13 protein-coding genes are annotated in these 13975 nt (G+C 42.7%); 3 read left to right on the top strand and 10 right to left on the bottom strand.

The genetic code is table 11. The features are described 5' to 3' along the window. Nucleotides 1-51: 51 nt before the first annotated feature. The 10 genes from L4C54_RS00445 to L4C54_RS00400 form a co-directional block, all read right to left on the bottom strand. Nucleotides 52-1305: a BatD family protein gene (locus tag L4C54_RS00445; protein WP_428806645.1), complete on the bottom strand. Its 1254-nt coding sequence runs from the start codon at nucleotides 1303-1305 to the stop codon at nucleotides 52-54. After that, nucleotides 1298-2905, bottom strand: coding sequence for a VWA domain-containing protein (locus tag L4C54_RS00440; RefSeq protein WP_428802101.1), 1608 nt, complete (start codon nucleotides 2903-2905; stop codon nucleotides 1298-1300). Before L4C54_RS00440 ends, L4C54_RS00445 begins: the two co-directional genes overlap by 8 nt. After that, a complete protein-coding gene (locus tag L4C54_RS00435; RefSeq protein WP_428802102.1) occupies nucleotides 2902-3948 on the bottom strand; it encodes a VWA domain-containing protein in 1047 nt (348 codons plus the stop codon). Before L4C54_RS00435 ends, L4C54_RS00440 begins: the two co-directional genes overlap by 4 nt. Then, nucleotides 3935-4447, bottom strand: coding sequence for a DUF4381 domain-containing protein (locus tag L4C54_RS00430; RefSeq protein WP_428802103.1), 513 nt, complete (start codon nucleotides 4445-4447; stop codon nucleotides 3935-3937). The genes L4C54_RS00435 and L4C54_RS00430 overlap by 14 nt, the downstream gene beginning before the upstream one ends. Beyond that, complete coding sequence (locus tag L4C54_RS00425; RefSeq protein WP_428802104.1) at nucleotides 4434-5384, bottom strand: DUF58 domain-containing protein; 951 nt, start codon at nucleotides 5382-5384, stop codon at nucleotides 4434-4436. Before L4C54_RS00425 ends, L4C54_RS00430 begins: the two co-directional genes overlap by 14 nt. A 9-nt stretch (nucleotides 5385-5393) precedes the next feature. Continuing rightward, nucleotides 5394-6341: an AAA family ATPase gene (locus L4C54_RS00420; RefSeq protein WP_428807376.1), complete on the bottom strand. Its 948-nt coding sequence runs from the start codon at nucleotides 6339-6341 to the stop codon at nucleotides 5394-5396. 159 nt (nucleotides 6342-6500) lie between these two features. Then, nucleotides 6501-7508 carry a tetratricopeptide repeat protein gene (locus L4C54_RS00415; RefSeq protein WP_428806644.1) on the bottom strand — a complete coding sequence of 336 codons (1008 nt, stop codon included), beginning with the start codon at nucleotides 7506-7508 and terminating at the stop codon, nucleotides 6501-6503. 10 nt (nucleotides 7509-7518) lie between these two features. Next, complete coding sequence (locus L4C54_RS00410; RefSeq protein ID WP_428802106.1) at nucleotides 7519-8058, bottom strand: hypothetical protein; 540 nt, start codon at nucleotides 8056-8058, stop codon at nucleotides 7519-7521. 9 nt (nucleotides 8059-8067) lie between these two features. Next, nucleotides 8068-9372, bottom strand: coding sequence for an anaerobic sulfatase maturase (locus tag L4C54_RS00405; protein WP_428806643.1), 1305 nt, complete (start codon nucleotides 9370-9372; stop codon nucleotides 8068-8070). 233 nt (nucleotides 9373-9605) lie between these two features. After that, nucleotides 9606-11186, bottom strand: coding sequence for an arylsulfatase (locus L4C54_RS00400; protein WP_428802108.1), 1581 nt, complete (start codon nucleotides 11184-11186; stop codon nucleotides 9606-9608). A 225-nt stretch (nucleotides 11187-11411) separates the two neighbouring features. Here L4C54_RS00400 and L4C54_RS00395 point away from each other — a divergent pair, with 225 nt between their 5' ends. The 3 genes from L4C54_RS00395 to L4C54_RS00385 all read left to right on the top strand — a co-directional run bounded on the left by L4C54_RS00395 (nucleotide 11412) and on the right by L4C54_RS00385 (nucleotide 13975). Then, entirely contained in the window at nucleotides 11412-12191 is a 780-nt protein-coding gene (locus L4C54_RS00395; RefSeq protein WP_428807375.1) for a response regulator transcription factor, read from the top strand. Between the two features lie 241 nt (nucleotides 12192-12432). Next, the gene (locus L4C54_RS00390; RefSeq protein ID WP_428806642.1) at nucleotides 12433-13260 is read left to right on the top strand and encodes an SDR family oxidoreductase; all 828 of its coding nucleotides are present in this window, start codon (nucleotides 12433-12435) and stop codon (nucleotides 13258-13260) included. 391 nt (nucleotides 13261-13651) lie between these two features. Continuing rightward, nucleotides 13652-13975 carry an MFS transporter gene (locus L4C54_RS00385; protein WP_428806641.1) on the top strand — a complete coding sequence of 108 codons (324 nt, stop codon included), beginning with the start codon at nucleotides 13652-13654 and terminating at the stop codon, nucleotides 13973-13975.

Genomic DNA, 13975 nt, shown 5'->3' with positions numbered 1-13975 from the left:
TACTGCATTTATTCGAGTTTTTTATTAATCACCAAGAACCAACCGAAGTAACTAATACTTTTTAGCTATAGATCTTATCCATATATTAATTAATTGGTATCTTGATAAATCTTCTGTTTCATTACGCTTATATCGTTGATGTACAATTTTAATTTCTTCATTATCTGACGTTCCAGCTAATTTATTTCCGTCTATCAACCTATATCGGTCATATTTTATTAATAAGCGCTCATATAAAACCGATTCAAAATTCGGTAATAAATTTCTTTTTATCGCTATAAGGGTTCTAACCCACCTAGGTAGAGATCTTGATTTATAGTACCTATATACCTTAAATAAACTTACCGTTATCAATAACACCAACAAGACAGAGCTGATAATTATGCTTTTATACAAACTAATCCATGATGAAAAGGTGTGAGTTACCTGCCAAGTCTGTTCTTCTAATATTACTTTCGTATTTGATTTGGTATCTGGATTCCACCAGTAAACATCAATAGGAGGAAGGGTAATGCGTCCTGCTTGTTTAACGATATATATCGCTGTCTCTACTTTTTTTGAATAACGTTCACCACGAACTTGGTGCTCTTCATTTTTTGCCGCCTGAGGATAAAACGCTAAGCTATCAATCATCAGCACTGGTTCTTGTAATAAGTCCGGTAATAGCATGATGCTAGTATCATTCGCGGTTGTTGTAATCACTCGCTTCAAAGAGTCACCTACACGAACCGATGACTCTTCCGTTACCTCATTCGATGCTGAGCGAATCACTTCCCATCGATCCGTTACTTCTAAAACCGTAGCTGTCACCCAGTGATGACTTTTGGTCATCTGTGCCATTGGCTTATGTGTGCGAAACCTCAAAGGACTCGTCGTTAACTGCCCGCTAACCTTATCTTTTCCATTTTTCACTTCTAGCTCAACGGTAACTGGCGGAATTCGGTACTCCCCACTAACCAGAGGGTAAAGCACTATTTCCCAAAGTTGTTTCGAGTAGGTTTTTCCATTAATACGTTCTGTAGAGTTTATGGCAAACGAACTACGATTAATGACAAGCGCATCATCGACCTCAATACGGTGAATTCGCGTGCCTTTAGTAAACCAAGTATCTGTGGATACCTCTATATTAACAATCACTTGCTCATGAGTTGAAATTGACTCAATGTCCCCACTCACCCACGTTTTTATACTCACTTTGCCTTGTTCTTGAAGCTCACTCATCACGCTTGCTTGAGCATGTCCGACAAATATTAGCAGCGATATAAGCAACAATTTAAAAACGGATTTTTTTAGACCTTTACTCATCACGCCACTCCGTCGATCTACCCTTTCCTTGTTCAAGCTGTAGATGAAACTTAGTCGCTAGAAAATTGGCTAAGTCACTTTCTACACGTTTCATCCACTTCTCGTTCATTACTGGATTATTGAGAATATCTTTCGCAGACAACGACTCTTGAATTAGCTGCTTCTTGTCGATTTCTTGTAATATGCCCTCAGAGCTTTTCGGTTTGTCACCGCGCTCTTTACTGCTTTGCTGCTCGTTACTATTCGATTGGCTTTGAGTGAAGGTATCGATATGTTCGATAACTGAGGTCACTACTTGTAGATTATTACCTGCGACTTTATTACTCGGATCAATTTGTAGAATCTCTTCATAGAGTTTTTTCGCCGCTATGTATTCTTTCATGTGAGCGAGTGAAGCAGCAGCGCCTAACAGCGATGCTACATCATCATTTCGCATGTAATACTGCTGGGCAGTTTCGTAATCCCCTACAAGGTAATACGATTCAGCTTTCCAATTTTCATTCTCAAACAACTCTGCTGCGCTGGTATATTCGGCCCTGTCATAGTGCAGTGCACCCTGCTGATCTCTCGTTAACCATACATCAAGCCAATTAAGCTCACTTGCGTAAACAGGTGAGGGAAATAATGACGCGTTACAAACTAAAAAGACGAGACTCCATTTAACCAGCCAACCTTTTCGAAACCACAATAAGTAAGGGACAATGATGAACCAAACTAATGGATATCCTGCATCATGCCACGGTTCAAACTCGCCACCAGAAAGCTCAGAAAACGAGATAATCTCACGGTTAAGTCTCTTTATATCCCCTTGTTCTTGAGTAAACGTAACGAACTCTCCCCCCGTTAATCGAGCCAAAGACGAAAGCGTTCGAGACTCCAACGGATATGGCGTAGTGATCGCTTCATCGCCAATTCCATACACAAGTAACTGATACGGTTTAACGCCAAAGTAATCTTGATATTCGTTAAACGCTTTTTGATTTACTGCATCGGTCACCAATAACACCGTCGCATTATTGCTGTTTTCAGGTAATACCTGCTCAATAACGGCCAAGGTATATTCTGCAAACTTACCGTCTCTAGGCATCACTTCAGCTGATATTGACTCTAACAGTGGTCTAAAAACTTCGATATCTTGTGTCAAAGGCATCGCCATGTGAGCACTTCCGGAATAGACAATTAACGCTGTAGTCCCTGATTGTCTTAACTCAATAAGCGATAGTATTTTCTGTTTGGCTCGAAACAAACGGCTCGGTGCTAGGTCTTGCTGCTGCATTGAATTTGATACGTCCAACACGATAACTAAAGGCGTCGTGCTTTCGCCAAACGGCAACGCTTGTCGGTACCAACTTGGGCCAGATGCCACTAGGATCGCCATAATACCCAGGACTGAGAGTGTTTTAATCGGTATGCGACTATTCCAGTTAGAGTCTCCGACCTGTAGCGCTTTTAGTAAGTGTTTAGGTAGCTTTTTTGCCCAAGCATTCCCTCGGTTCTCACCACGCCAATTCAAAATCACTAGCACTAAGAAAGGCAGAGTAAGCAATAACCAACTAGGTCTAGTAAAGTGAAAGTTTTCAATCACTGTCATCATGATCATTTCGCCCCTACACCTTCACCTGTAAGGAACAGACTTCGACGTCGAACCACGCTGAATGCCATAAATATAAGCTGATGAATGATGGCAATGATCACTGGAATGTAGTGATAACTCGTTTTTGGCCGATAGCTAAAGCTTTCAAACACGAGTGGTTCAATCTGGTTAATTGCTTGGTAGATATTACTCAATTCACTTGGTGACATGGCCAGAAAGCTCTCTCCATCGGTAATATCCGCAATCTCTTCAATAACACTCATCTCAATCGCCTGCTCTCCCGTCGTGTTCGGGCTACCCATAGCCACCACGTGGATTTTTATATTATGAGCGGCTGCCACCTTTGCAGCATCAATCGGTGGAACCAAGCTATCGGTGTCATTCCCATCGGTAAGCACAATCATGACTCTCTGCTTGCTACTATTAGTTGTGTTCTCTAGTCCATTGTCATCAACAGCGCTTGCCTCTGAAATGAAGGTTTTAATTCCAAGACCGATTGCATCACCTAAATGGGTGCTGGCACCTGCCATTGACGGCTGGGTTTCATTCAATAATTTGGACCAGGCGTCATGATCCACGGTGAACGGTGATTGAACGTAAGCTGACTCTCCAAACACAATCAAGCCTAGGCGATCGCCCTTTCGCTGTAGGCTGAACTCACTCAGGACCTCTTTTGATGCGGCTAGTCTTGATATCTGCTCTCCATTCGCATTGGTAAAATCATTCGTTGCCATCGAGCCTGATAGATCAACAATCATCATCAAGTCGCGACCAGACAAATGCCGAGTCTCTTCTGGTCCTAACCACATAGGTTTTGCAGCGGCAATAATAAGTAACACCCAGCCAGAGATAAGCGATAATCGTTGCCAAGGTGTCGCGCTCAACTCACTTGCACCTTTACTCGCACTCAAATTCAAAGTCGATATGAGTAGGCTAAAGAAAGGGACTATAACAGCCAGTTGGCGAGTGTGATGACGCGGGGCAATGTAGTAGACAACAGCAGGTAACGGTATGAGAAAAAACGCCCAAAGGTTTTCAAACTCGATCATAGTCGCTCCTATCATGAGTTCTTACCCACGTAATACACAGGATCCTAAGCCTATTCAAGTCTGCGACTTCCCACGAGTTTACAAGCTTCAATTGATAGAGCTCACTTTGCCATCGTTCTAACAGAGAACTATCAAGGTCATTATTCGATGTTGTTTTGTATAAAAAGTCGACCCACGATTGACCTGTAAGCATAGCGACACGCGAGTTAGGGTAAGCAAAACAAGCGACGTGCTTTACAACACTGTTAAAGCGTCTTAATTCTGATTGAAGCTCTAGCGCCGTTGGATGAGTGAATGGTATTTGATTCAAAGCTTTGATCGCTTTTCGTCGATACGATTCAGATTTTAACCGTGTATAGCAACGATACCCTCCCCATATTACAGCTGCGACCAATACGATTAACAGGCACTTCCATCCTATTGTGCTTGGGAACCAATCAATGCTTGGACGAGCAGAGGGTTCTATCAGGTTTTTTAAAAGAATATTATTGTTTGACACTTCGACCTCCACTCGCCTGCTCTATAAACTGAGCAAGATGACGACCAGACGTATCAAGTTGAATGACATCCATACCACCAGCATGGATTAAGTGACGTATACGTTCATTGTGTATCGCATTATTTTGATTATACAAAGTCAATTTTGAATTCAATGACGGACCTACAGGGAGCTGTAGTTGCCCGTCACTTATATTTGCAGATTCGTCGAATGCGAGGTTTACTTCCATTGGGTCACTGATTGAAACACCCAATACATCATTATGTTGCTTCAGCCACTTAATGCGATTTAGGTCATCATCTGATAAATTGGTAAAATCACTCACCATAACAACCAAGCTACCTTTGAGCTTCTGTCTGCTTAGTTTCAATAGCCCTCGACTAAAGCCCGACTCGATGACCTGCGAAGGCTGCTTAACTTGGGTTTCCGATAGCGCTTTATTCATCTCCGTTAGCGTCCGCAGAATGCGTGATACGTGGGCTGAATTTCGCTGCGGCTTATACCAACTAATATCCCGGTCGTTAAACAGCATCGCACCAATACGGTCACTATCCTTTGTCACTTTCCATGCGCAGCAGGCACTGATGTGGGCCGCAACAACTGATTTCATTGTATCGATGGTAGAAAAATACATACTGCTACGTTGATCAACGAACAATATTACCGATTGATCTTTCTCTTCACTGTAAAGACGAACATGCGGCTCACCAGTACGCTGAGTTACATGCCAATCCAAGCTACGAATATCGTCGCCCATTTGATAGTGGCGAAACTCCTCAAAATTCACTCCGCGGCCACGGTACTTTGAGCGATTTGAGCCAGCCAAACGGCTCGACAATTTAGAGGATGGGGGTAAACGAAAACCTGCCGTTTTCAACTTCATGGCCATTAAGGCTTCAAACTTTACAGCGATTCTTGGGTCGTAATCGATATTCATAGTGTTCCCCTACGTCAGCGCAACGCTAAGCAAAAGCTCATCAACAATCTGCTTTGAACTGACGGAATTAGACAGCGCATCAAAACTTGGCGTAATACGGTGCCCTAGTACAGAATGAACAACACTTCTTACATCGTCAGGCGTTACGTGGTCACGCCCTTCAATCCACGCATGAGCACGGCTACACTTATCAAGAGAAATCGACGCTCTAGGGCTGACGCCGACCTCTATCCAACTATCTAAATTCGAGTGCGGATAAAGGTGTGGAAAACGAGTCGCCATGACCAAATCTACAATGTACTGCTTGATCGGCTGAGCGGTATAAACGCGCTTCACCTCGTCTTTACCCTGTGCAATACACTCAGCGGCTTGCTCAATACCGCTAAACTCTTGTTTATCGATAAGGGCTTCTCCAAACTCCTCTTTTCTTACTAAATCGATGATCTCCATCTCGGCATCTGCATCAGGATATTCCACATCAACCTTCATAATAAATCGGTCCATTTGAGCTTCAGGTAGCGGATATGTGCCTTCTTGTTCAATTGGATTTTGGGTCGCTATGACCAAAAAGGGATCGGGCAGTTTCATGGTTTCGCCACCTACTGTCACCGTGCCTTCCGCCATCGCTTCCAACAGTGCCGCTTGTACCTTGGCTGGTGCTCGGTTTATTTCGTCTGCCAATACCATTGAGTGAAAAATAGGGCCCGGTTGGAACGTTAATGTCGCTTCCTCTTGATGATATATTTGAGTGCCAGTTACGTCGGAAGGCAATAAATCGGGCGTAAACTGAACGCGGCTAAATCCTAACGTTAAAAGCTCGGAAAGTGTTTTCGCTGCGCGAGTTTTTGCGGTACCCGGAAGCCCTTCAAGTAAAATGTGACCGCCCGTTAGCAAAGCAATGATCATTGATTTAGTAACGATCTCTTGCCCAACAATGGATTGATTTACCCGTTCCATTAAGCTTGAAATAACAGTATTTGAATTAGCACCATTTGAAATAGCAGTGTTTGAAATAGTAGCGTTTGAACTATCAGCCTTTGCAGTATAAGAGGCTGAAATTACAGAGTCAGAGTCAGTCGGCATTGAGCTTTCCTTCACGAATACAATTAAAGAGGGTTAATAACGCTGTCTTAAATCAGCAACGATTTCTTTGGGTGCTACTTTTTCAAGTTCAATCAAGCAAGTGTCAGCAGCCTGACCAGCGCTTAATAGAGCGTTACACCATGCATATAGATAAGTAGGTTCAGGGTTAAGCTCGTAGATATCTTGGAACACTTGCGCTGCTTTCATAGGGTTTGATACCCCGACTAACGTTGCGTAAGCGTACCCAAATGTGGTGCTGTTAGGATCTATTTCGTATGACCGCTCAAGGTGCGTTATAGCTTCTTCCGAATTGTTTTCTCGGTGATACGCTAAACCAAGGCTGTAATAGGTCGGCGCATAGCTAGGAAATTCAAATAAACTAACTTCTAGAACTGATATAGCCTGTTCGTTTTTATCAGCGCTATTTAAGTACTCTGCCTGAACGATTGAAATACGAGGGTCACTGTATGTAGCATGCATTTCCAAATACAACGCTTCACTTAGTTGATGTTTGCTTTGAGTTCGGTAGAACCACGCTCTCTCGAGATCTCCTTCTAAGCTTGCAGGCAAGTTATCTAAATACTCATCAACAGAGGGCTCTAGTATCTCGATATACGATTGGGACATCACTGGCCACAATACAATGAGGGTACGAACCGCCTCGTTTTTCACTAAGCCGTTGGGGTCATTGAGGAGTGGAGATACGACATCCCACTTTGCCTTTCCTTGCCATTGTGCCGCGGCTTGAATGGCGGCAATACGAAGCTCTTGATATTCTGAACGTGAAGCACGAGCAACCGCGATCATCGCATTTGCCCCATAATAATCACCAAGAGCAACAGTAGCTGAGATTCTTTGTTCAAGGCCCAAAGCCTCACTTTGAGAATACTCAGCGAGCAAAGCCTCTTGCTGCTCAAGTTCAGTCATCAGTTTATCAGTAACTTGAACTTCGGTCGCAAAGCTCATGTGAGAAACGATTAGAATGACGCCCGTAAGAATAACGCTGAAATATGAACAAGTCAGATTCTCTAGTTTATTCATGTATCCCACCCTAGCTTTCAAGCTGTTGAGATAGCTCTTGCGCTCTAACTAATAAAGCATGCATAAAATAGATCTCAGATGTTTGCTCAAACCCATTTGAATCTAGCCATCTATTCAGTGCTACAAGCAGTTGCTCTTGATTGATTTGATTTGTTTTTGAGGATTCAAGATCTGAGTCTAGATACCCCAATGCTTTTAGTGAACCGACAAATTCTGGGTAGTTCACTTCAGGCATAAATAGAGACTGAAACTCAGGCGTATTCACCATCACTAAAGCGCCGTGATTGGATTTCGCCACCTCATAATTGGTGCGTTTTGTTTTGTACTCATCACCACAACGTTCATCTTGCGGGCGTTTTTGGCACAAGTTAAAAAGCTGAGCAAAGTCAGTGTATCTTGCACTTTTCGTCTGGTAAGCCATTGAAATAACTGCGTCAACTGAGGCTTGATTAAATAGTCTATCAATATCATTGGTATCGATTGTTTCGGCAGATGCGATTGGAGTAATCGAGACAGTAAACATGGCTAGTACTGCTATTAATTTATTCATGATAACCCCCTACTTAAAGTTAATTTTCATTGCGTCTGCATTAATGCCTTTGCGAACTGGGTAGCCCATAGTCGCCACAACCATCGAGACATATGGGTCAATGTGAGAGAAGAACTGCTTCCAACCTGCGCACAGGTAGTTCAGACCGAACTCTCCGTCGAGTGTTTTAATAAAGCGGTTTTTGGGGCACTCGCCAAAGCATGCAAATTGGTAAGGGCATTCACGGCACTGTTTCGGCAATGTTGACTCTTTGGCGCGACCAAACTCTTCTTGGCCTTTAGAGAACTGCATGTCTTCTAACGAAGCATCATTAATGTTTCCAAGTTTGTAGTCTGGGTATACGTAATGGTCGCAAGCAAACACGTCACCGTTATGCTCGATGGCTAAGCCTTTTCCACACATGGGAGCAAGAGTACATAATGGATTCACTCGACCCATCCAGGTTTCCACGCACGATTCAAAATATGGTACGTTCACCTGACCAATATCATTTTCTAGCCATTCATCGAAGATGGTGCATAGAAAGGATCCCCATTGTGTAGGTGATACACACCAAGCCTCTACAATTGAATTAGGGTGGCTTGGTTCAGTTTCTGGCATGCCTTGGAAGAGGATCTCATCATCCGACCATTTTTGAGGCGCGGTATCTCGAAACGATTTAGGTTCAACAATCGGAATAAACTGCATTTGTGGCGAACGGATATCGTCACGAAGAAAGCGATAAACCTCTAAAGGGTTCGAACCAGTCAAGTTATTAACACAGGTTAACGTTGCAAAGTTCACCTTGTGCTTATGAAGTATTTCCACACCTTTCATGGTTTGTTTGAACGTTCCGCGACCAGCACGATTAGTACGATAGGCGTTGTGGATCATCTCTGGGCCATCAATACTCAAACCGACTAAAAATTTGTTTTTGCTTAGGAACTTGCCCCACTCGTCGTTAAGGAGTGTGCCGTTGGTTTGGAGGTTGTTTTCTATCTTTACGCCTTGTGGGCAGTACTGCTTTTGCAATCTAACAACATCGCGGAAAAAGTTAACACCAAGTAGGGTTGGCTCTCCACCTTGCCAATGAAATACGATCTCAGGGAAATTGTGCTGTTCGATATATGTTTTGATGTAAGTATTGAGCATCTCTGGCGTCATTTTGGTTTCGCAACCACTTTCATGGCCCAGTAGCTCTTCTTTACTTAGGTAGTAACAGTAAGTGCAATCAATATTACACGCTGAACCTATAGGTTTAGTCATAATATTCATTCGTTTAGCCGGAGCGTCTTTTGGCAACATTATGTTTTTACGTTGAGTTTGATTTGTCATGATGTTTTCTCTTCTTATTCGCTCACATTCACTGTGTTGTTACTTCCCTAAGAATTGATTGGTGCTGCTTGTTGTCTGTGCACATTATTCACCAGCGACACTCTTAGGTAATCAGTAGTATTACTGCTTTGTCCCTTTCTTCTTAATGGTGAATTGCAGAGCTTTCGATAGGCATAAAAAAGCGGACTTAACGTCCGCTTTTCATTGCTTTTCCCAATTTTTAGCTCAAATGCTTATTGGTATTGCGCTCTCTGCCAAATGTTCATTTTTTCAACAATTCTATCGATTGAGAATGAACCCGGTACCTGACGAGGTGGAAACTCTTGGAATGTTTTCAAGAATTGGAACGTATAAGCCGCGCCCAAGTACATGTAAGGAAGGTGCTCAACACGCCACTGTTGGTAACCGATGCCTTCTTTATGAGCCATCTCATACGGGTCTTGACGTAAGTTGAAGATATAAGGGAAACGAAGCTCTTCAAACTGGCACTGCCAAGTTTCAATACCGTGACACTCGTTCACTGTGAACATCACTTTCCAATCGCCCATACGGACTGCTGAGATGTGACCATCATCGGCTGCGTAAACAAAACCTTTACGAGGCCATTCCACAGAGTTATCAGCGGTTGTGTTGTTACCCTTCTTAAGTGCAGGCATCAAATCAAAGCCATCCAAATGAACTTTGTACTCTTTACCGTTTAGCTTCTTACCTTTTTTCAGGTCAGTAACAATTGTTTTTTCTCCAGCAGCGCCAAGAAATGTTGGTGCCCAATCGTTATGCGCGGCTATTTCATTAGCAACACTGCCTGCTGGTATTTTGTTTGGCCAACGCATCATTGCAGGTACGCGGAATCCACCTTCCCATGTGGAGTTCTTCTCACCGTAGTAGCGTGATGTCGCGCCATCAGGCCAAGACCACTTTTCTGCGCCGTTATCTGTTGTGTACGATACGATCGTGTTATCTGCGATCTTTAACTCATCGAGTTTATCGAGTAGCTGACCGACCATGTTGTCATGTTCAACTAGACCATCACCATATAGACCACCACGTTTTGATAGCCCTTTAGACTCTTCTTTTAGGTGAGTCCAAACGTGCATGCGTGTTGAGTTGAACCATACAAAGAAGGGTTTTTCTTCTTTATGAGCACGGTCGATGAAATCAAGCGCAGCTTCAAGGAACTCTTCATCTACTGTTTCCATACGTTTAATTGTCAGAGCGCCTGTATCTTCAATACGTCCATCAGCGAATGAATGGATTACACCACGAGGACCAAAACGCTCTTTAAATCCAGGCGCTTTCGGGTAATCTGGATTCTCAGGCTCTTCTTCCGCATTTAGGTGATATAAACTACCTAAGAACTCATCAAAGCCATTCGCAGTTGGTAAATGCTCGTCGCGATCACCTAGGTGGTTTTTACCAAATTGCCCGGTCATGTAGCCTTTATCTTTTAGCATTGTTGCGATGGTCGGGTCTTCTTGACGCATACCTTCAGCAGCGCCCGGCATACCTACTTTTGTTAGACCAGTACGCATTGGATGTTGACCAGTAATGAACGCTGAACGACCAGCGGTACACGAGTTCTCTCCGTAGAAATCAGTGAACAATACGCCTTCATTCGCGATTCGGTCGATATTCGGTGTCCAGTGGCCAGCTTGACCTCTGGTGTAAGCACTGATGTTATCAATACCAATGTCATCACCCCAAATTGCGAGAATATTTGGGCGACTGGTGTCGGTAGTGGCGTAACTTGCCATTGCAGTTGATGCGAGTGCTGCACCCATTGCTAACTGTAGGAAGGTTTTCTTTTTGAACATAGCTCAAGACCTTTGATTTAGGTTAAATAGATTTTGATTTCTGAGCTATTATTTATGAATGTTTAATAGGGGTAATCAGTAGTATTACTGCATAGGAATTATTTGATATTTATATTACTGAATTCGATTTTATAAATCATACAAAATATTATTATAATATTGACACTAACCCATCAATAACGTTAGCTTATTATATTCACCTAAAACATGAGGCACTGATTGATGATAGAAGAAAGCAATAGCATTTCTTTTGAAGAACTTGTCATTCAGCAATCGACTACCCTTATCGCCTGCCAACCCAAGCACTTTGATGACACTTTTCGTGAAGTTGCTAGAGCCGCTCTGGATTGGTTTAAAATCGATCGGCTGACTCTTTTCCCAAACTCAATGATTCTACTTAACGACGGTAAAACAGTTTCAGTTTCCCGTGATGGTGTCCCAGAATTAAACAAGCAAATGTTTCTACCTGGCAACTATCAAGATTATATGAAATTGCTTCGTTCAAAAGCGCCTTGGCACAGCTTCACTGCCGAAGAGATGGTGAATCATAAAATCGACACACTTAAGATCCTGCACTCCGAAGGGGGCCGCTGGCATGGGATTATCCGCCTAGAACTGTTTGGACAAAACTGGGGAGCACTATCATTCTCTAAGTTTAACAGTGATATAACGCCATTAACCGAAAAGCAAATGACTCGGCTAAAGCTGCTGTGCGATATCTGGCTTTGTTATTGGCAGCACTCAACAATGACAAGAAACCTTAAACAAGACCAGTCTGATAATGCCAATGAAGGTGAAAAATTACTGTTGCTTTCGAAAAAGCAATGCTCCGTTCTAACGTTACTTGCACAAGGCTATACGGCAAAACAATGTGCAGAAAAGCTTTTCCTTAGCCCTAGAACGATAGAGTCTCATAAGTATCGTATGCTGGATCTGCTCGATTTAGAAAATCATACCGAGCTGGTTCAGTTTGCTTTGAGAAATGGCTTAGGTATTGAAGAATAGATCGTAACGCCCTCCCTCTCTTGATCTACGTTCACTAACACGACTAACCGCATAAACCAGATTTATGCGGTAATTTTACTCTATCCAAACTTTCTAATTCTCTATATTTTGATCCAGTACTGAACACTGTATTTTATTTAACTCGTGTGTATATCGACAATATCCCTCCTTCAATAACAGAATATTAGTAGCGAGAACTTTTATTTATATTTGAGGGTTCGTAATTATTCGGAGTCAAACAATGTCTAAAAAAAATATACTTATCATCGGCGCATCGTCGGGAATTGGAAATGATCTGGCCCTTAACCTATTAGAGAAAAATCACACCGTGTTTTGCGCTGCTCGGCGACTAGAGAAGATGGTTAATCTTGATGCCAATGGAGCCCACATATTTAGCGTCGATGTCACTGATGAAAAACAAGTCAATGAACTCGTTAAAACCATGATTGAAGAGGTTGGTCATATCGATATTGTGTACGCAAATGCAGGGTTCGCTATCGCAGGGCCCGTAGAAGAGACCTCGATAGAAAAAGTTCACAGCCAATTCAATACAAACGTTTACGGAGCCGCTAGGATCGCGAGAGCAATCTTGCCCCATATGAGAAAAAGTAGGCAAGGTCGAATCATCTTCACAACTTCCATTGCCGGTCGTGTTTCCACCAGTATGAACGCCTGGTACTCTGCCACCAAACATGCGCTAAATGGTATGGCCAAAGGGCTTGCTCAAGAAGTTCAAGGGTTTGGTATACACATCTCAACCATCGAACCTGGCTGTGTTCAAACGGAGTTTGATAGGATTCAACTGGCAGACATGAAAGCAACGTCTGAACTGGAAGCTTATGACAACATTGTTCGTAAATCTCATAACTTTCTGCAAAATGCTTATAATTCAGGTTCATCACCTAAATCCACTGTAAACAACATGTTGAAAGCGGGATTCGATAACAAACCAAAGCTAAGTTACCAAACAACATTAGATTCAAAGTTGATGTTCTGGGTTCAAAGACTCATTGGAGAGAACGCGTTGGGGAAACTCTTTGTTAAACTAATAGAGCGTACTCCAGCTTAAACATAAAGCCTTATCCCATCAGCAAACAATTGGCTTCAGAAGCTAGTAATTCAACCCCAAGGTGCAACTAAGATCAGCTAACTGCCTCCCCCCTAAGATGTACTCGCCTTAAATACAGAGTACATCTTGTTGTTTATCGAAACTTCAAGCCAACAATACCTGCTCTAGATCTTTCCTATCGCCATATAAGTGATCTCAATCTGTAATTGAGGAAGATTTATGGCTCCTCGTATAGAAAATACCCCGTCAGATCAATGTTCAGTACGCTTCTCATTCAGAGCAGTAAATTTACTGATTCGTTCTCCGCTCACCACACGTAACATTTCGTTACACGTTACCGATTAAGTAACGACTCTAGCTCACTCTTTTTTACACCACTTTAGGAAGCTTTATGAGTTTAATTAGCATGCCTTTTGTCGAAACTGGATTCGACACTGGATTACACGTTGTTGCAGGGATTGTACTCATTGGCACTGTTTTAGGTGCCCTTTATGCATTTTGGAAGTTCCATGAATTGCCTATTCATCATGCCGATAAAATGAAACACGGACAAATTGGTCTAGTCACGATACTCACCTGGATTGGATTCATTTGGCACTGGGTATGGGTTGTCGCAGTCATCATCGCTTTCGTAGATGTCGAGCAAAGCATCCGTCGTGTTCGCCATATTTGGCACGATGCCTCACCTATTCAAACAGAAAGTGTAGGAGAATAA

Source organism: Vibrio lamellibrachiae (genome assembly GCF_050337265.1).
Classification (GTDB): domain Bacteria; phylum Pseudomonadota; class Gammaproteobacteria; order Enterobacterales; family Vibrionaceae; genus Vibrio; species Vibrio kyushuensis.
The sequence above is the reverse complement of the archived record's forward strand: the minus strand, read 5'-3'. Positions and strand labels throughout refer to the sequence as shown.